The 17,771-nt window shown below is 68.8% G+C and carries 19 protein-coding genes; 5 read left to right on the top strand and 14 right to left on the bottom strand.

Annotated elements, in window-relative coordinates; all coding sequences use genetic code 11:
• Positions 1-1,008: a carbohydrate kinase family protein gene (locus P0Y41_RS04285; RefSeq protein ID WP_284062735.1), complete on the top strand. Its 1,008-nt coding sequence runs from the start codon at positions 1-3 to the stop codon at positions 1,006-1,008.
• 64 nt (positions 1,009-1,072) lie between these two features.
• On the opposite strand, the gene P0Y41_RS04280 is transcribed toward P0Y41_RS04285, so the two are convergent.
• The 6 genes from P0Y41_RS04280 to P0Y41_RS04255 all read right to left on the bottom strand — a co-directional run bounded on the left by P0Y41_RS04280 (position 1,073) and on the right by P0Y41_RS04255 (position 8,064).
• Positions 1,073-1,882 (bottom strand): BtpA/SgcQ family protein, encoded by an 810-nt coding sequence (locus tag P0Y41_RS04280; protein WP_284062734.1) that lies wholly within the window; start codon positions 1,880-1,882, stop codon positions 1,073-1,075.
• Between the two features lie 174 nt (positions 1,883-2,056).
• Positions 2,057-3,589, bottom strand: coding sequence for an ATP-binding protein (locus P0Y41_RS04275; protein WP_284062733.1), 1,533 nt, complete (start codon positions 3,587-3,589; stop codon positions 2,057-2,059).
• A gap of 207 nt (positions 3,590-3,796) precedes the next feature.
• The gene (locus P0Y41_RS04270) at positions 3,797-4,696 is read right to left on the bottom strand and encodes a phosphoribosyltransferase HisG-related protein (RefSeq protein WP_284062732.1); all 900 of its coding nucleotides are present in this window, start codon (positions 4,694-4,696) and stop codon (positions 3,797-3,799) included.
• A 77-nt stretch (positions 4,697-4,773) separates the two neighbouring features.
• On the bottom strand, positions 4,774-6,519 hold the full coding sequence (locus P0Y41_RS04265) for a hypothetical protein (protein ID WP_284062731.1): 1,746 nt from the start codon (positions 6,517-6,519) through the stop codon (positions 4,774-4,776).
• A gap of 139 nt (positions 6,520-6,658) precedes the next feature.
• Positions 6,659-7,105, bottom strand: a complete 447-nt coding sequence (locus P0Y41_RS04260; RefSeq protein ID WP_284062730.1) for a universal stress protein — start codon at positions 7,103-7,105, stop codon at positions 6,659-6,661.
• Between the two features lie 107 nt (positions 7,106-7,212).
• Positions 7,213-8,064: an MBL fold metallo-hydrolase gene (locus P0Y41_RS04255; protein WP_284062729.1), complete on the bottom strand. Its 852-nt coding sequence runs from the start codon at positions 8,062-8,064 to the stop codon at positions 7,213-7,215.
• Between the two features lie 152 nt (positions 8,065-8,216).
• On the opposite strand from P0Y41_RS04255, the gene P0Y41_RS04250 reads away from it, so the two are divergent.
• Positions 8,217-8,351 carry a hypothetical protein gene (locus P0Y41_RS04250; protein WP_284062728.1) on the top strand — a complete coding sequence of 45 codons (135 nt, stop codon included), beginning with the start codon at positions 8,217-8,219 and terminating at the stop codon, positions 8,349-8,351.
• Positions 8,352-8,398: 47 nt separating this feature from the next.
• Here P0Y41_RS04250 and P0Y41_RS04245 read toward each other — a convergent pair whose 3' ends face one another.
• Positions 8,399-8,959 carry a DUF8173 domain-containing protein gene (locus P0Y41_RS04245; protein WP_284062727.1) on the bottom strand — a complete coding sequence of 187 codons (561 nt, stop codon included), beginning with the start codon at positions 8,957-8,959 and terminating at the stop codon, positions 8,399-8,401.
• A gap of 79 nt (positions 8,960-9,038) precedes the next feature.
• On the bottom strand, positions 9,039-10,076 hold the full coding sequence (gene dph2, locus P0Y41_RS04240; RefSeq protein WP_284062726.1) for a diphthamide biosynthesis enzyme Dph2: 1,038 nt from the start codon (positions 10,074-10,076) through the stop codon (positions 9,039-9,041).
• 110 nt (positions 10,077-10,186) lie between these two features.
• On the opposite strand from dph2, the gene P0Y41_RS04235 reads away from it, so the two are divergent.
• A complete protein-coding gene (locus P0Y41_RS04235) occupies positions 10,187-11,134 on the top strand; it encodes a PhzF family phenazine biosynthesis protein (protein ID WP_284062725.1) in 948 nt (315 codons plus the stop codon).
• A 37-nt stretch (positions 11,135-11,171) separates the two neighbouring features.
• On the opposite strand, the gene P0Y41_RS04230 is transcribed toward P0Y41_RS04235, so the two are convergent.
• The 6 genes from P0Y41_RS04230 to P0Y41_RS04205 all read right to left on the bottom strand — a co-directional run bounded on the left by P0Y41_RS04230 (position 11,172) and on the right by P0Y41_RS04205 (position 15,666).
• The gene (locus P0Y41_RS04230) at positions 11,172-12,191 is read right to left on the bottom strand and encodes a sodium:calcium antiporter (protein ID WP_284062724.1); all 1,020 of its coding nucleotides are present in this window, start codon (positions 12,189-12,191) and stop codon (positions 11,172-11,174) included.
• A gap of 102 nt (positions 12,192-12,293) precedes the next feature.
• Positions 12,294-12,920: an RAD55 family ATPase gene (locus P0Y41_RS04225; protein ID WP_284062723.1), complete on the bottom strand. Its 627-nt coding sequence runs from the start codon at positions 12,918-12,920 to the stop codon at positions 12,294-12,296.
• A 37-nt stretch (positions 12,921-12,957) separates the two neighbouring features.
• The gene (locus P0Y41_RS04220) at positions 12,958-13,692 is read right to left on the bottom strand and encodes a MinD/ParA family ATP-binding protein (protein WP_284062722.1); all 735 of its coding nucleotides are present in this window, start codon (positions 13,690-13,692) and stop codon (positions 12,958-12,960) included.
• Positions 13,693-13,778: 86 nt separating this feature from the next.
• A complete protein-coding gene (locus tag P0Y41_RS04215; RefSeq protein WP_284062721.1) occupies positions 13,779-14,180 on the bottom strand; it encodes a YlbF/YmcA family competence regulator in 402 nt (133 codons plus the stop codon).
• A gap of 128 nt (positions 14,181-14,308) precedes the next feature.
• Positions 14,309-14,569, bottom strand: coding sequence for a DUF8049 family protein (locus P0Y41_RS04210; RefSeq protein ID WP_284062720.1), 261 nt, complete (start codon positions 14,567-14,569; stop codon positions 14,309-14,311).
• Between the two features lie 98 nt (positions 14,570-14,667).
• Positions 14,668-15,666: an FKBP-type peptidyl-prolyl cis-trans isomerase gene (locus P0Y41_RS04205; RefSeq protein WP_284062719.1), complete on the bottom strand. Its 999-nt coding sequence runs from the start codon at positions 15,664-15,666 to the stop codon at positions 14,668-14,670.
• 149 nt (positions 15,667-15,815) lie between these two features.
• Between P0Y41_RS04205 and cyaB the strand changes: the two genes are divergently transcribed.
• On the top strand, positions 15,816-16,436 hold the full coding sequence (gene cyaB / locus P0Y41_RS04200) for a class IV adenylate cyclase (RefSeq protein WP_284062718.1): 621 nt from the start codon (positions 15,816-15,818) through the stop codon (positions 16,434-16,436).
• 60 nt (positions 16,437-16,496) lie between these two features.
• Positions 16,497-17,711 (top strand): methionine adenosyltransferase, encoded by a 1,215-nt coding sequence (locus tag P0Y41_RS04195; protein WP_345783190.1) that lies wholly within the window; start codon positions 16,497-16,499, stop codon positions 17,709-17,711.
• The last annotated feature ends 60 nt before the right edge of the window (positions 17,712-17,771 follow it).

Here is a 17,771-nt window from a genome sequence, read left to right as displayed (position 1 = left end):
ATGACCGGTCGCGACGCGGGCGACGGCGCCGGCGGCGACGCGGACGCCGACGACCCGACCACCGGAACGTCGGACGCGACTGCGCCCGAGGTGGTCACCATCGGCGCCGCGACCGTCGACCGAACGTATCACGTCTCAAACATCCCCGAACCCGACGGCGGCGCCTACGCCGGGAGCGTCGCCGAGGCGTTCGGCGGCGTCGGCGCGAACGTCGCAGTCGCGAGCGCTCGCCTCGGCCGGTCGACGGGCCTGGTCGCCCGACTCGGCGACGGCGACGTCGGTGGTCGAGTCGCCGAAGATCTCGACGCGAGCCAGATCGACGACGCCCACGTCCGGCGAAAGCCGGGAACGAGCACGCACTGCGTGATACTCCGTGACGGCGACGGCAAACGGAGCATCGTGACGGCGGGGGATTCGGCGAAGCGCCTCCGACTCTCCGCCGCCGATCGGGCGTACCTCGCGGACGCCGGCGCGGCGTTTCTCACCGCCTACAACCCCGATCCCGTCCACCGCGATGCGATCGACCTCGCGGAGGCTGCGGAGGCACCGCCGTTCATCTTCGACCTGTCGGGCCCGCTCGCCGAGTTGGCCGGTCGGGGAGCGAGCGAGGAGACGATCGACCGCTGGGTCGAGGTGGCGGACGTGTTCGTCGTCGGCGCGGTCGCCGCCGAGTCGTACCTCGGGTGTCGCGGGCGAGAGGCCGCTACGGAACTCCGGTCGCGGGGGGCTCAGCGGGTCGCCGTCACCGGCGGCCGCGAGGGCGCCGTTCTCGTCGACGAGGCGGGGATCCACGAACTCCCGGCGTTCGACGTTCCCGTCGCCGACGAGACGGGCGCGGGCGACGCGTACGTCGCCGCGCTTATGGATCGATGGGTGCTCGGCGGGGACGACGCCCGACGGGCCGGCCGATTCGCCGCGGCCGCCGCTGCGCTAAACGTGACGAGCGAGGGGGCACGCGGCGGGCTGGCGACCAGGGATTCGGTCGAGTCGTTCCTCGACGGCCGATAGCCCGTCTCGGGGCCGGAACGAGCGCCCGGTGAGTGACCCCGATCGGGGTGCTGTCGGTCGGCGCCTATGCGTCCGCGGCTTCGACCAGTTCCCGCACGCGGGTCTCGGAAACCGGGTTACCGACGTCGCCGTCCTCCTTGAGTGCCGTGCCGACGATGACGCCGTCGGCGAGATCGAGGATATCCGCGACGGAGTCCGGAGTGACGCCGCTCCCGACGAGTACCGGGGTGTCGAGGTCGTTCGCGTCGCGTCGCTCGACCGCGTGCTCCAGATCCGAGCGCTCGGTGGCGTGGCCGGTCCCGCTGCCGCTGACAACGACTGCGTCTGCGAGTCCCCGTTCGACGCCGTCTGCGACGGACTCGGCGCTGAATCCCCGCGCGGCGATCGGTGCGGAGTGTTTCACGTCGTGGTCGGCGAGCACCGCGACGTCGGCGTCGAGGCGCTCGCGCAGGCGCATCGTCTCGTGGGCCTTCCCGTCGATTACGCCTTGGTCGGTCACGCGAGCGCCGGTGTGGATGTTGATGCGGACGAAGTCGGCTCCCGCCGCGGCCGCCACCGACACCGCGGCGTCGCCGTCGTTGCGGAGGACGTTGACGCCCACGGGCACGTCGACCGTCTCGACGACCGCTCGGGTCGCTCGGGTCATGTCCGCGACGACGTGCTTTGGCAGGTCGTCCGGGTAGAACGGCGCGTCGCCGAAGTTCTCGACCATGATCGCGTCGACGCCGCCCGCTGCGAGCCGACGCGCGTCGCGCTCGGCGGCGTCGACGATCGCCTCGCGGTCGCCGTCGTACTTCGGCGCTCCGGGGAGCGCAGTGAGGTGCACCATTCCGATAACCGCCTGGCCGCCGTCCGCGAACAGCGAGTCGAACATGGCGCCAGCTATCCGGTGGCTCTGCGTTAGTCTGACGATCGGAGCAGCTTCCGTGTTAGGAAATTTCCAAGCGTTGGCTGCCCGATAGGCACCACATAAACTATACCTCGCAATATAAAATATCCAATTTGGCTCCCGGCCGACCACGTCGGGCCATGAGGTGACAGACCCGGCTCAGGAGACGAACGAGTCGAGCGTTTCCCGGCGGATCTCGAAGCGCGCACCCCCGGACTCGGCGTCAGTGACGTCGATGTCCCAGCCGTGGGCGTCCGCGATCCCCGAGACGATCCCGAGTCCGAGTCCGGTCCCGCCTGTCGGGGAGTAGCCGAACGTCAACACGCGGTCCCGTTCGGTCTCGGGTATCCCGCTCCCGTCGTCGCTCACGGCGAACCCGCTGGCGTCGTCGAGCGCGTCGACGGTTACGGTCACGGACGGATTGGATCGGCCGATCGCCGACCCCCCGCCGGGATCGGCAGCGGCTTCGGGACCGTCGCGGCATTCGGCGCGGTCTGCCGGCGGTTCGGCGCGGCGTCCGTCCGGCGATGGGGCGTGTTCGACGCTGTTTCTGAAGAGGTTCTCAAGCAGCGTTCGGACGCGAGCCGGGTCCCCGAGTACCGTCGGGTCGGCATGGATCTGCAGCACCGCCTCTGGGGCGGTGACGGTCTCCCAGGCGTCCCGCGCGGCATCGGCGATCGACACCGGGTCGGGGTCGGTCACGGGGTCGTTCATGCCACGCAACGACTCCAGTGACGCCACGAGGTCTTCCAATCGGTCCACTCCGCTCTCCAGCGTGTGCAGGTGTTCCTTGGACTGGTCAGCGCCTGCGGGCAGTGAATCCTCTGCGAGCGAGGCTCGGCCGCGAATGAGCTGGATCGCGTTTCGCGCGTCGTGAGCGACCGAACTCGCCAAGGCTTCGAGTCGGTTGCGCTCTTCGCGGAGGAGGCGTTCCCGATCGACGTGTTCGGTCACGTCACGCGCCACTCGGCCGACCACCGAGCGGTCGGCCACCTCACTCCCCGTGAAGTGGACGACGTCGAGCACGCGCGTCTCGCCGCTCGCGTCCGTCTCGATGCGGTGTTCGCGGCGCTCGCCGTCGGCGAGCGCACGGTCGCTGTGCTCGCGGAGGGCTTCTGCTACCTCAGCGGGGAACAGCTCGGCGTCGGTTGAACCGAGTATCCGCTCGCGGGGGAGGCCGACGAGTTCGGCGCACGCGTCGTTGACCACTCGGTATCGACCGTCCTCGAGCACCGCCATCGGGTCGTCGGCCCGCTCGACGAGCAGCTCGTAGCGTTCGCGAGTCACGCCGGCGTCGTCGGCCGCGTGTCGTCCGAGACTCTCACGGACGCGACGAGCCAGCGTCCGATGGGCGGCTGGGCCATCCATCCGAACGTACTCGGAGACCCCGGCCTCGATCGCATCGCTCGCGGGCCGCTCGCCTTCCGCATCGGCGAACAGGACGAACGGGAGTCCCGGCGTTTCCGCGCGCACCGCCGCGAGGAGGTCGAGCCCGTTTCCGCTCGGAAGTTCCAGCGCGCTGACGACGCAGTCGACTCGCCGTGCGCCCGTGAGAACGTCGAACGCCGCGTCTCCGGACGTGACGGTCGTCACCGTCGCTTCCGTCAGCTCGCGGTGTAGTTCCCCCGCGACCCGGTCGCGGTTCCCCGCACCTGAACTGACGTACACGATGTGCGGGGGATGAGCTGTCATCAAATGGTAGATATTAACCTTTCTACATAATGTTGATCATTATGCACTCTTCACATAGTCAGACGGTCACCGCCCCTGTTTCGCGAGGGGGACCGGTTCAACTGTCTCCGGCGGACGACGGCATACGAGTCTCAAGACGGCCGTGAGATCGGCGAATCGAACTCTCCGGCAGACGGACAGTCGCGTTCGAGCGACCGCTCGAGCGCCTCACTCCGGTGCCAGCGCGGTGTCGATCCCGCTCGCGAGCGATATCTCGAGCGAACGGGTCTCGCGCGTCGCCTCCGCCTCGTTCTCCATCAAGACGGTCTCACTGGGGAAGAGCGCCTCCCCGAGCACGAGTCCGTGGTCTCGGGCGGTGCCGCCCGTGACCGTGAGGTACACACCGAGGCCGGTGTCGGCGATAGCGGCCTCCTCTTCCTGGCCGGGATCGGGGTAGACGAACTCCACGCCGCCGAGCGCGTCCGTGCCGAGAACCGCTTCGACGAGGCGCTCGTAGCGGGGCGAGATGCACAGCGGTCCGCCGTAGTCGGCGACGAACGACCGATCGAGGTCGACGCCCGCCGGGAGCGTCTCGGGCGTCGCCATCAGCGTGTGCCGAACGGTGTCGCCGAGGCCGGTCGCGACGCGCACGTCGGTGTCCCGGGGGTCGATGCGGGCGTTCACGTCCGAGAGGCCGGCGACGCCCTCGGGTTCGAGGCCGACGACCTCCTCCAACACGAGGTCGGCCGAGTCGAACCCGAGCGCGAACTCGTGCGTTCGGAGCGCGCGAAACGGCTCCTCGCGACCGACGAGTCGTACGTCACGGCCGTCGACCGCGATCAGCGCCGAGTCGAAGACGACGCGCCGGGGGTGCCCCTCGCGGTCGTCGCGCATCAGCGTGTACTCGGGGCCGCGGCCTTCCGGGTCGCTGTAGGCCGAGAGCCGCTCGTACACGCCGCGATCGTCGCGATCGCGTCCCTTCGTGATCGCCTTCTCGTACCGCAACGTCGAGGACACGTCGTCGGCCAACGCCGCGGCCTCGTCGCCGCCGACAGTCGCGAAGCGTTCGAGGGCGGCCTCCAGCGGCCGTCCCTTTCTCGGGACGGCGACGGAGACGGGTCTGCTCATTAGCGGAACGTGGAGACCCCGGTGCAAAAACGGCGCGTTTCCGGCGGCGACCGACCCCCGCGTGACGGCGGAGCGTGTTACTCCTCGTTCGCGTCAGCGCCGTCGCCACCGTCACTGGCACCGTCGTCGTTGCCGGCGGCGGCCCCGCCGGCGGTGCCGCCCGGACCGAACACGGATGAGAGGCGCGTTCGGAACTCCTCGAACTCTGCGAGGTCGTCGTGGACCGCCTCCAGTTCCGTGTGCATCTCCGACAGCTCGTCGTCGACGAGGGCCGACACCGACTCGACCTCCTCGCCGATCGAGGCGACTTCCTCGCGCACCTCCGCGACGGCTTCGTCCTCGTCGGCGACCTCCTCTGCGAGGTCGTCCAGGTCCGCGCGGACTTCCTCCAGCGACGACTCGAGCGAATCGGCGGTGTCGGCGACCTCCTCGTCCAGGTCCCCCACGTCGTCGCGCAGTTCGTCGACGTCGACCCAGAGGTCCTCGACTTCCTCGGTCGCCGCGCGCGCGTCCTCGCTCGCGGACGCCGCGTCTTCGCCAACCGCTTCGACCTCGTCGCGGATCGACGCCCGGTCGTCGGCGGCCTCGTCGAGCTCCTCGCGAGTCTCGGCGATGTCGGCCGTCAAGTCGTCGAGGTCGGCCTGCAGGCCGTCCATCCACTCGCTCGCGAGGCCGTTCTCGTCGATGAACTCCTCCATCGCCGCGGAGTAGGCGGCCATGTCCTCGACTTTCGACTGGAGGCGGGAGATGCGAGCGTCGACGCTCGTCGAGTGGTCGAGTTCCAGTTCCTCTTTCAGGAGTTCGCGGTCCTCGTCGGAGACGTCGCCCGCGCGAAGCTCCTCAGCGAGCGCGGCCGCGACGCCGCCGGCGGCGACGCCGCTTGCCGCCGCGCCGGCTGCAGATCGGTCGTCCTCTGCGTCGTCTTCTGCAGCACTGTCCTCTGCGTCGTCGTTCTCTACAACACTCTCCTCTGCGTCGTCGACCGCCGCCTCCGGTTGCTCACTGTCGATGGCGTCTTCTTCGCCGCCGGCCTCGTCGTCGAGTTCGAGCAACTCGTCGGGGCCGTCGTCCTCGCGCTCGGATTCCGGTTCGGGTTCGAGGTCTTCCTCCGCGCCTTCGGAAGCCGAGGCCTCGGCACCTGCCTCCTCGACGTCCAGTCCGTCGTCTCCTTCCTCGCCGACGCGCAGGTCTCCGAGAACGTCGCTTGCGTCCTCCGATTCCATCCGCTCGTCTTTCGGGGACAGGTCGTCGTCGCTCGTCCCCTCCGCGAGCGGGTCAGTCTCGTCGTCGACGCCCAGGTCCGCCTCGGCCCCGGCGAGATCAAGACCGTCGTTCTCGTCGTCGGCGGCGCTCGACTCCGCCGGCTCGCCCGCGTCGCCGCCGGCGAGCACGTCGCGAACGGCCTGCGAGGAGTCGTCGCCGATCACGTCGGCCACGTCGCCGACGGGGTCGTCGTCCTCGGACACCTCGTCGACCGTCGGCTCTCCGAGGAAGCGAGCGCCGTCCTCGGGGTCGTCGCTGCGGATCCCGTACACGGTGGTCACTTCCTCGCCGGCGTCGAGGCGACGTCGGTACTCGACCCGGTGATCTTGGTACGCGGTCCAGTGTTCCGACTCGAACTCCGGGTGGAATCCGATCCGGTCCATCGGGAAGTCCTCCGGGATCTCGTCGACGAGGCGGAACTCCGTCGGGTCCTCGCGGTCCGAGCGGAGGGTGAACTCGATCGCGGGGACGGGGAACTCGTCGGCGGTGAAGCGTTTCTCGACGGTGACGCCGTCTCCCTCGACGGTGACGGCGCCGGTTGCATCGGGCCCCTGGCTCATGGATACACCGAGCCGAGTACAGTATAAAAAGTCACCGGGCCGATTATCGCTTCGACAGGCCGCGAGGCCGCCGCTCAGCGGTGGAACCGATCGGGATGACGGCGGCGACCGGGTCGGGGGAACTGCGCACCAATTCGGGCTACTCGGTAACCACGGTGACGGGCATCTCCGCGTCGAGGATGATGCGCTGGGTGTCGTCGCCGAACAGCGCCTTTCCGGTCGGCGATCGCTTGCGGCCGGCGACGAAAACGTGGTCGCAGCCGCGTCGACGCGCCTCCGAGAGGACGGTCTCGGCGCGGTCGCCGACGGTTCCAACCGCTTCGTACTCGATATCGATATCCTCCAGCACCTCCCGACCGATGTCGGCGGCGTACGCCCGCGCACCCTCGACGGCCTGTCCGACGCTGTAGGTGGAGTCGCCGCGGGTGACTTGCGCGAGCTGTTCGCGCTGCTCGTCGTATTCGTCCTCGTCGGCTACGTACAGCAGCGTGAGGTCGGCGTCCACGCCGGCGGCGAGTTCGCCGGCTTCCAGGGTCAGTGTCTTCGCGGTTTCGGTCGGCCCGACAACGGCGAGGGCGTGGTCCATGACACCCGACTGTCGGGAGAGCGTGAAAAATCCTGAGGGTTCCCGCACGGTTCCCGATCAACACGGCCGACAGTGGAGCGCCGCCGCTCCGTCGACCTGGGCCGCGCTCAGAGATCGATCCGGTCGCCGATCTCGACGATATCGAGTCGCTCAGGGTACTCGAAGCTGCGGACGTGCTCGTGGAGCGCGGTCGGATCGGCCGTCAGCCCCTTCCACATGTCCCAGTGGCTCGGGAGCATGCGGTCGGCACGAAGCGCCTCGGCGACCTCGACGGCTTGGTTCTCGTCGCAGTACCACCGCGTCCGGTGGGGCTCACGCGTCTGCTTGTCGGGAACGCGGCCGACGGTGCCGAACGCGACGATCGCGAGGTCGATGTCGTACTCGCTGCCGAGGGCGGCGAACCCGTCGTGCGGCTTGGTGTCTCCGCCGTGGAAGACTGTCGTGTCTCCGTATCGGATCACGTACCCGACCGGGTGGGTCGCGTCAGCGTCGTTGACCTCCACGACGTCGATCTCGAAGCTGCCGACGGAGAAGGAGTCTCCCTCCTCCACGTCGACGAGCTGCTCGTCGTCGACCGCCCAGTCGTCGGTCCATCCCTCCTCGTCGGTGACCGCCAGCGACTCGTCGGCGGCGTAGAACGGCGCCCCCGAGTTCGCCAGGATCGGCGCCTGCGAGGGGCCGTGCGTGTGGTCGGTGTGCTCGTGGGTAGCCAGTACCGCGTCGGCGTCGTACACGTCCGCGGGGTCGAACGGCACCGGGATCATCCGGACAGTGCGCGGCGGGTCGCCCAGACCGACGTACGGGTCGATCCAGATGCTCGTCTCGTCTGCGCCCTTCAGCACGAAGCCGTTACAGCCGAGGTACCAGACGGCCACGCCGTCGGGTTCGGCGGCCTCGATCGTTCGCGGGAGCCAGTCGCCCCAGTCGGACGTGATCCGTGGGTCGCTCGCGTCGCTCATGGCCCTCGCTTCCGAGCATGAGCGGTAAGGCTTGTCGGCTCGGCACGGCCCGAAGAGCGGCGGCCGCTCCCCCGCCGGCGCGAGATCGGGACCGGATAACCCGCGGAAGCGGCCGGGTAACTATGACTCGTGGTGGCATCCCCCGAAAGCATATGACGAAGAACACAGACGTGGGGGACATGGAAACGAGCGTTCATCGGACGCTGGAGTTCGCGGCGATGCGCGACAACATCGCGGAGTGCGTCGATCTCGTCGACGCACAGACGTTCGGGATCCGGGCGAACTGACCCGGTCGACCGTCCCCGTCGACCGCCCCGCCGTGACGGGTGCGGTCTCAGTTCTTCCTGCTTCGATAGAGGTCGTGGCCGACCATGCCGATACCCGGCAGGCCGACGAGCCAGTTGATCAGTCCGCCGACGATCGGGATCGCGGTGAGCAACGCGAGGACGAGCGCGCCCACCAAGACGGTCGTCCCCTCGGCTCCGCCGTCGGTGACGGCGTCGCCGACGATCACGACCATCACCGCCGACCCCACGATCCCGACGCCCGCGAGGATGAGTACCCCGGGGATGGTGACCACGAGTCCGATGATCGTGAACGCGAGGACCGCCAGCACGATCGGGACCCCGATGCCGACGATGAGGCCCCAGCCGATCGTCTCGCCCGGGTCGGAGGAGAACTGGTCGATCTTGTCGTCCGCGTACCGCGGACTCAACGCGACTAACGCGCCGCCGAGGAGGAGGTTGATCACGAACCCGGCGGCGAACTGGATCCCGATCCGGGTAGCCAGATCGAGCGACGCGCGGGGATCGCTGTACTGTGCGGCAGCGACGCCGACGAACGCGAGCGCCGCCACGGCGCCGACGGCTCTACCTGCCGTGCGTGTGGAGGGCATCGTCGGCGAAGGTCGCGCTCGCGGTGAATAGCTTGTGGTCCGTGGTGTCCGCCGATCGGACGGGGGACCGCGACGTCGCCTACCAGGTCCCGTGGAACGTGTCGAACGAAAGGTCCTCGAGCGGCTTGTTCCCCACCGCGATCTCGTACTCGCCGGGGGTGAGCATCGGCTTGTGGAAGCGCGGCCCGTCGTCGGTGGTGATCCGCGGGCAGCCCGTGTTGACGAACGCGTCGAAGTCGAAGTTGCGGAGGCGGTCCGGCGTCACCTCGTCCATCGTGATGAGGTGGGCGTTGTCGTTGTTCTCGACGATCTCCTCGGCTTGGTCCCAGCGGCCCTGGCCGATCTTCGTGCAGAAGATGACGCCGAAGGTGTCTGCGTCCATCGCCCGGTGGACCGCGCCGTAGCGCTGCTTGAGGAACTTCTCGGTGTCGGCGATCGTGACGACGTTGTTGACGGGGTCGCCGATGACGACCGTCTTCTCGGGGTGCTCCATGGCGAGGCCGAGGGGGTGGAACTTCCCGCCGCCCACGTACAGCACCTGATCGGCGTCGATGTCGGCGCTGGCGTAGTTGCAGCCGAGCACCTGCCCCTCGTGGGTGAGGCGGTCGTCGCCGCGGCGGGTGTGGACCTCGTACCCGCGCTCCTCCAGCCACTCGACCATGTCGCCGAAGAGGTTCATGTGCTGGGCGGTCGTGACGAGTCCGACGTTCGGGTCGTCCTCGGGGTCCTCCAGTTCCTCGAGCGATTCCTCCATGATCGGGAACGGGTCGACGTTCGAGAACAGGGGGACGTAGATGATCTTGTCCGACTCCTTCATCGGCGAGTGGCCGAAGTGGACGAACACGTCACACCGGCGCATCAGGAAGGTGTCGAGGTCGCACGCCCCGTAACACGGCTGCCCCGAGATGAGGTACGTCACGTCCTCTGTCAGCTCTCGGAGGTCGTCGGCGACCGCGGGCGCGCGGCGCTTCAGCCCCTCGGGGAACTGGAGGCCGACCTTGTCGGCGTCGCGCTCCTCGACCGCCTCGACGATGCGGTCGAGTTCGTAGTCCCACTCGCGGTCGTGTTTGAGCGACATCCCCGTGTTGGTGAGGTCGCCCTCGCTCCGCTGGCTCATTGGACTCTGCTAACTACCGGAGGCGGTTAAGCGACGCGCTCCGGGAAGCCCCGCGAGAGTGGCTGTCACGCCGCCGATACGCCCTTCACGCTCGCTCGCGGATATCGGGCATGACGGGTCCCCGATTCCACGCCGTCGACGGCGGTCCGCCGTCTGCTCGTGGAACAGTGTTCCACGTAGTCGACGTGTTCGCCCGCGACGGCGAGCGGTTCACGGGCAACCAACTCGCCGTCTTCCGCGACGCCGGCGACATCGACACGGCGGAGGCGCTCGCGCTCACTCGCGAGACCACCTTCTCTGAGTGCACCTTCGTCGACGGCCGAACCGACGGCGGCTACGACGTGCGCATCTTCGATCCCGCCGAGGAGATCCCGTTCGCGGGCCACCCCACGCTCGGAACGGCGGCCGTCCTCCGGGAACGCACCGACGATGACCCGGGCGACAGGCTGCTGCTGAATCTCGGTGTCGGCCCGATCGACGTGTGGGTCGAGGAACGAGCTGACGACGATCGAGCCGACGGCGTCGAGGAGTACTGGATGCGCCAGATCCCGCCGGAGTTCGGCGAGCGCGTGGGCGCCGACGCGATCGCGCCCGTGCTCGGTCTCGACGCCGCGGACGTTGACGCCGGCGCGCCGGTGCAGTCGGTGTCGACCGGCCTCGCGACGCTGGTTGTCCCGCTGACCTCCGTCGAGGCCGTCGAACGAGCCGCGACGACGGAGCCGCAGTACGGCGAGTTCATCGAGGCGTTCGGCGAGCACAACGTGCTGGTCGTCGCCCGCGGCGGCGTCGACGGCGGCGACCTCCACGCCCGGGTGTTCGCCGACTACGCCGGAGTCCCGGAGGACCCCGCGACTGGTTCTGCGGCGGGCTGTCTCGCGGGCTGGCTGCTCGAACACGACTACCTCGGCGACGGTCCGGTCGCGGCGACCGTCGAACAGGGGTACGAGCTAGGTCGTCCGTCGACGCTCCGGCTGCGGGCCGCGCGCGACGCTGACGGCACGCTGGCGATCGAAGTCGGCGGGGCGGTCGTGCCGGTCGCTGAGGGCCGGCTGGTATAGGAGCTCTCGAGTCCCGGTTGGGGCCTGCGCCGGGACCTCAGACGCCCGGGACCAACCGTGTCACGCCGAGTGTCTCCATCACCATCCAGAGGAGGAACACGCCGTACATGGCGAGCAGGGCGACGGCCTCCGACCGGTCGAGTTCGAGGTCGGTTCGGGTGACGACGAGGAATCCCAGCGTCGCGATCGTGAGAAACCCCATCATCGGAACGGCGGTGCCGAAGTCGAGGTCGATTCGACCGCCGGGGACCAACAGGACGCCGACGGGGATGGCGACGAGGAGGTCGAAGGTGTTGCTCCCGAGGACGTTCGCGAGGCTGGTCGGCCCGCGGCCCGCCTCCGCGGCCCGAACCGAGACGACCGTGTCGGGAAGGCTCGTCCCGGCGGCGACGACGGTCAATCCCCAGATCGCCGAGGGGACTCCGAGCGCGGCTTCCAGCGACACCGCCGCCTCCACGAGCGCCTCGACGCCGACGAGAATGCCGAGGATCGACCCGATCAGGAGCAACCACTGCCTGCGAGCGTTCACGTCGTCGACCTCCGGAGCGTCGTAATCGGACACGTCCTGCGCCTGGATGAACAGGTAGACGCCGTACAGCGCGAGCGGAATGATCGCCAGCGGCCGTGTCAGCGTTGACGTGAGGCCGCCGCCGACCGGTTGGGGGACGTAGATCACGCCCAGCGAGAAGGTGAGCAACAGCACCGCGACCGCGAGCATGTAGAACTGCGTCTCCTTGTACACCACGTCGCGGTCGGCACGCAGCCCCCGCCCGCGGAGCGCGCTCCACCCCGGGATCACGAGGATGTTGAACACCGCCGAACCGATGATGGCGCCGACCCCGAGATCGAAGTTATCGTACAGCAGTACGGAAAACACGACGCTCGTCAGCTCCGGAAACGACGAGCCGACCGCCGCGATGACCGCGCCCTGGACGACCGCGGGAAGCCCGTAGTGGGCGCCGAGGCGTTCGCTCGCGGATTCGAGCCGACCGCCGGCGACCCAGACGATCACGGTGCCGACGACGACGAGCCCGAGCGCGGGAAGCAGCGAGACCATACCCGCGAGCGGGTCCGGCGACACCTAAAACCGTCCGACTCTGACCGGACGGGTACAGAACGGATGGAAGACGAACGTGGGGGCTCCGGATCTCTCGGCCGGCTACGCGATGTCGCGAGAGGTGTCGATGGCGACGTGCTCCTCGAGCTTCAGCTTCACCGTCTCATCGAGCGCGCGGCCGCCCCGGAACTTCGGGACGGCGAGCTTGTTCACCACGTCCGACCCGCGAACCTGTGTGTCGAGATCCCACACCACGTCGGCGACGTGCTCGGTCATCGCGCGGTTCTTCGGCTCGTCGTCGCGCTTCATCGCGTGGAGGAACGCGACGCTCTCGGTGTTGACCATCGCCGTCTGGAGCTCGGTGAGGAAGCGTCGGTACCGGGAGCGGTCGGTCTGTTCCAGCGGGTCGACCACGTCGATCAGGAGGTTCGCGTTCTCGGGGAGCGCGCTCACCAACTTGTTGGCCGCGTCCAGCGGCGCGTCGCCGCCGATGTCGCGGACCGTCGGCGTGCCCACCCGCGACTTCGTCCGATCGATCGCGTCCTCGACGGCCTGGTCCGAGCGCAGCGTCGTGAGATACAGCGTGCCGCGCGCGGCGGTGAGTTCGTACAGCAGCAGCTCCGACTGGCTCGCCGGATCCGCCGAGAACAGCACGATGCTCCCGGCCGGAATCCCGCCGTCGAACCGGCGGTCGAGCACGTCGATCCCGGTCGGGAGGCGGTCCGCCATGCTACCGATTGACGGCCCGGCGCGATATAACCGTTACTCACGCCCGCGACGACGCGGGCTCGCCCGAACGAGTCCCCGCCAGCGCGTCCGCGACCCGGTCGTAGGCCGCGGCGACTCGCTCGTCCGCGAGCACTGAGTCGCCCTCGATATCCCGGTTCGTCGGATCCGCCGACCCCCGTGCGCGGGGCACTCGTGCGAGGACCGGACAGCCGAGGATGTCGCACACGCCAGGCGGGACGACGCTCGCCCGGCAAACGACGGCGCCGACGGTCGGCGTCCCCACTCGCCGGGCGACGGCGGCGGTTTTCGCGGCGTCGCGCAGGGCGGCCACACATGGCTCCGTCACGAGCAACGCGGCGTCGGCGAGCCGGAGCGGCGCGACCGCATCGGGGGCGGCGCCGGCCGGGCAGTCCACGATCACCCGCGTCGTTGCGGCCGCCGTCGCGAGGGTTCGCCGCAGCGACGCGCGCACCTCCCGGTCGCGAGCGTCGGTCGGCGCCGGGAGCACCTGCACGGCTCCGCGGGCGTCGTCGGCGACCGCGGCCGTCAGCGGTGACCGATCGGCACCGCCGTCGTCTGGGTACTTCACCCTGCGGTCCACTCCCGCGAGCGCGCCGAGGTCCGGCAGGTCCCAGTCGGCGTCGACGACGGCGACCGCTCCGCGCGGGTGGTCCTCATCAGCGTCGCCGTCGCGGGCGCCGAACGCACGCGCCAGCCCGAGCGCCGTCGTCGTCTTTCCCGTGCCGCCCTTGCCGCCGGTGACCGCGAGCATGGGGCGGCTGCGTCGCTATCGGATTTCAACCCTCGCGGCCACGCGCCCGGTGACGGGGAGCGAAACCGAAGCGCCGAGCCCGCGCGTCAGTCGTGACAGCAGCCGCCGGCCTCGCCGCCGAAGTCGACGGCGAGCGGCTCGGAGATAGCTTCGTTCAACGTCTCCAAGCGGTCCTGCAAGTCGTCTTGCGCTTCGACGTAGTCCTGCATCACCGGCAGCGAGTGCAGTTCCTGCTGGGCGGCCTGCACCTTCTCCATCGTCTCCTGGTCGGCTTGCCCGGCCTGCTTGGCCACCGCGAACTCCTGTCGGAGCTGTTCGAACTCGGCGATGCGCGCTTGCGCTTCGTCGTCGTTCTGGACGGCCGCCTTCGCCTCCTCGAAGCGCCGATAGGCGGGAGAGTCGGCGACTGCGGCGCCGAGATCCGCTGCCAGCGACTCGACGGCGTCGTCAGTTGTCGCCGGCTCCGACGAGTCGGTCTCGATGCTCATATGCCGAATTGGAATCGGTCGCTGTTAAGCCTCGCGGCTGGGGAACAGCCAACGGACTGCGCACTCACTCGCGCGACTGCGGTCGAGAGGGAGAGAGCCGCGAGCCGCGTCGCGAGTCACCTCGGCCGTCACGTCGCGACCGCGTACCCGCCGGCGGCGACGGTGACGGCGACCACCAGGATCGTCCAGGTGCGCGGCGTGTCGAACGAACCGTAGGGGCCCCCCTTGCGGGTGAACAGGTACGCGAAGTAGACGACAACGGGGGCGATCCGGGCGGGCGTCGACACCGGTATCCCCGCGATGAGGTCGAGTCCGAGCGTTAACGCGATCGCACCCACGGCGGCCGCGCCGGCGACAGCGAGGTCCTCGCGCGCGTCGGAGAGATCCATCTGCATGGAGATGTGCAAACCGCAAGTAATCGGTGTCGGTTCGACACCGTTGCAGTACAGGTTCGACACCGGTGCGGCGCCGAACGGTGGATCGGCGGTTATTCGTCGGCGTCTTCGAGCTCGTCGACGAGCTCGTCGGCGTCAACGTCCACGTCGTCCATGTCGACGTCGTCGAGGGCCTCCTCGATGTCTTCGCCGCCCATGCCGCCGCCCATGCCGCCCATCATGCCGCCCATGCCGCCCATCATGCCGCCGGAGCCGTCGATGACTTCCTCGACGACGACGCGGTCGAGGTCGAGGCGGCCCATGATGTCCTGTGCGATCTGCTGCTTCGAGAACATCCACTGCTGGTTCATCTGCATCATCGGTGTCGCCTCGATGTACAGCGAGCGCTTGTCAACCTCCTCGGTCTCCGTCTCGCCCTCTTCGCCGTCCTCGACGGGGACCTCCTCTTCGACGGTCTCCTCCTCGATGCGGACCTCGGGGGTCTCCTGGAGGTACATGCCGATGAGGCCGGCGGCCTTCTCCTCGTCGTCGTCGACGTGCTCGAGGATCTCATAGTCGTACTCGAGGTCGTCGCCCGCGAGCGGATGGTTGAAGTCGACGCGCGAGCGCCCGCCGATGACCGTCTCGACGTAGCCCTGATCGCCGTCGATCGTGACCTGGGCGCCGGGGTAGCGGTCGTCCTCCGGGATCTTCTCGGCGCTGACGGTGCGCACGTCGTCGGGGTCGAACTCGCCGAACGCCTCGTCGGCGGGGACGGTGACGACGTTCGTGTCGCCGACCTCCTTCCCGATCAGGTCCTCGTCGACAGAATCGAACACGTGGCCCTCGCCGACGACGATGATTCGCGGGGAGAAGTCGTACTCGTCGTCGTCGATACCCGCCTCCTCGGCGACCTCCTTGTGGGTCGTGTCGACGACGCGTCCCTCCTCCTCGTCCTCGCCGGGGACGGTGCGGACGGTGTAATCCAGTCGGAGGAAGTCCCCGTTCTGGATCCCGTCCGCGGCCCCGTCGGTTTCGGTCTCGGCGTCCTCGCTCGCATCATCGCCGGCGTCGGCGGCGTCTGCCGCCTCAGCCTGCTCTTCTTCGCTCATGTCCGCACCGTCGCTCGTGCGCTTCTTAACAGTCACGTTTCGGTCGGAGGAGCGAACTGCCCGAATGCAGTAGAATCGACGCGTGATCCGCCGGACGCGTCGCCAGCCGTCGCGGCACCCTTTTGCGCCGCGCCGCTCATCGCCGTCGTATGTACGAAGTGGAACTGAAAGTGCGCGCCGACCACGACGATCTGCGCGCACACCTCGCCGAGATCGACGCGGAGCGCGTTCGACGCGTCCGGCAGGTCGACACCTACTACGACGCCCCGCACCGCGACTTCGCCGAGACCGACGAGGCGCTCCGCGTCCGCCGCGAGACGGGCGTCGATGCCGAGGGCGTGAACGCCGGAGGCGCCGGCGGCGCTATCGAAGGCGCCGACGCCGCCGACATCGAGACGAAGATAACATACAAGGGCCCGCTCGTCGAGGCCGAGTCGAAGACCCGCGAGGAGTTCGAGACCGCCGTCGCCGACGGCGACGCAGCGGCGGGGATCCTCGACGGTCTCGGGTTCGCCCCCGCGGCGACCGTCGAGAAGGACCGCGAGTTCTTCGCGGTCGACGGCTACACCGTCACGCTCGACGAGATCGCGGACTTGGGACAGTTCGTCGAGGTCGAACGCGAAGTCGCGGCCGACGAGATCGAACCCGTCCGAGAGGAGGCAGCCGCACTCCTTCGGACGCTGGGACTCGACCCGGACGACCAGATCCGAACCTCGTACCTCGGACTGCTCCTCGCGGCGCAAGATATGCCAAATAATACTTCCGGGTAATCGGCCGGTGTGAAACTCTTTCCGCAAGTTATACTGCGGCCCGATACCTCCGAGCCGATAATGAGGAATATCCAGGTCTCCGAACTCGACCGACAAGCGGTCGAGGACCAGGACGTAGAGATCGTCGAGCGAAAGGGAATCGGCCATCCGGACTCGATCTGCGACGGGATCGCGGAGGCGGTCTCGCGCGGCCTCTCACAGCTGTACCTCGACCGCGTCGGAAAGGTTCTCCACTACAACACCGACGAGACGCAGCTTGTCGCCGGCAACGCGTCCCCCTCCTACGCCGGCGGCGAGGTGATCGACCCGATCTACGTGCTCATCGTCGGCCGCGCCACGAAGGAATACGAGACGGACGACGGCCGAGAGCTGACGCTGCCTGTCGGCCGCGTCGCACTGGAGTCGGCTCGCGACTACCTCCGCGAGCAGATCCCCGAACTGGAGGTCGGCACCGACATCGTCGTCGACGTGAAAATCGGTGAGGGGTCGGGCGACCTGCAGGACGTCTTCGGTGAGGACGGCACACAGGTGCCGATGGCGAACGACACCTCCTTCGGCGTCGGCCACGCGCCGCTCACGGAGACCGAGCAGATCGTCCGCGAGGCCGAACGCGCCCTCAACGGCTCCTACGCTGCCGAGCACCCTGAACTCGGCCCCGACGTGAAGATCATGGGCAAGCGCGAGGGCGACCACATCGACATCACGGTCGCCGCAGCGATGATCGATGCGTACGTGAGCGACATCGACGAGTACCGCGAGGCGACCGAGCGCGTCGAGTCCTACGTCACCGAGCTCGCCGAGGGGTACACCGACCGCGACGTGAGCGTCGCCGTCAACACCGCCGACGACCTCGAAGAGGGGTCGATCTACCTGACGACGACCGGCACCTCCGCCGAGCAGGGCGACGACGGCTCGGTCGGCCGCGGCAACCGCGCGAACGGTCTCATCACCCCGAACCGCCCGATGAGTATGGAGGCTACCTCCGGCAAGAACCCCGTCAATCACATCGGGAAGATCTACAACCTCCTCTCGACGGACATCGCGGAGGCCGTCGTCGCGGAGATCGACGGCATCCGCGACCTCCAGGTCCGCCTGCTCTCGCAGATCGGCCGCCCTATCGACGAGCCCCACGTCGCCGACGCGCAGGTCGTCACCGAGGAGGGCGTTGCCGTCGCCGATATCGAGGAAGAGGCGACCGCCATTATCGACGAGCGCCTCGAGAACGTCACCGACGTGACCCGGCGCGTCATCGAGGGCGAGCTCTCGACGTTCTGATAGGCGTCGTCACTCGACCCGTTTTCGCGTTGGCTGACACCCAGCGACTGCTGTCTCGCG

The organism is Halobaculum halobium (assembly GCF_030127145.1).
Taxonomy (GTDB): Archaea; Halobacteriota; Halobacteria; order Halobacteriales; family Haloferacaceae; genus Halobaculum; species Halobaculum halobium.
This window is presented reverse-complemented; position numbering and strand designations above follow the sequence as displayed.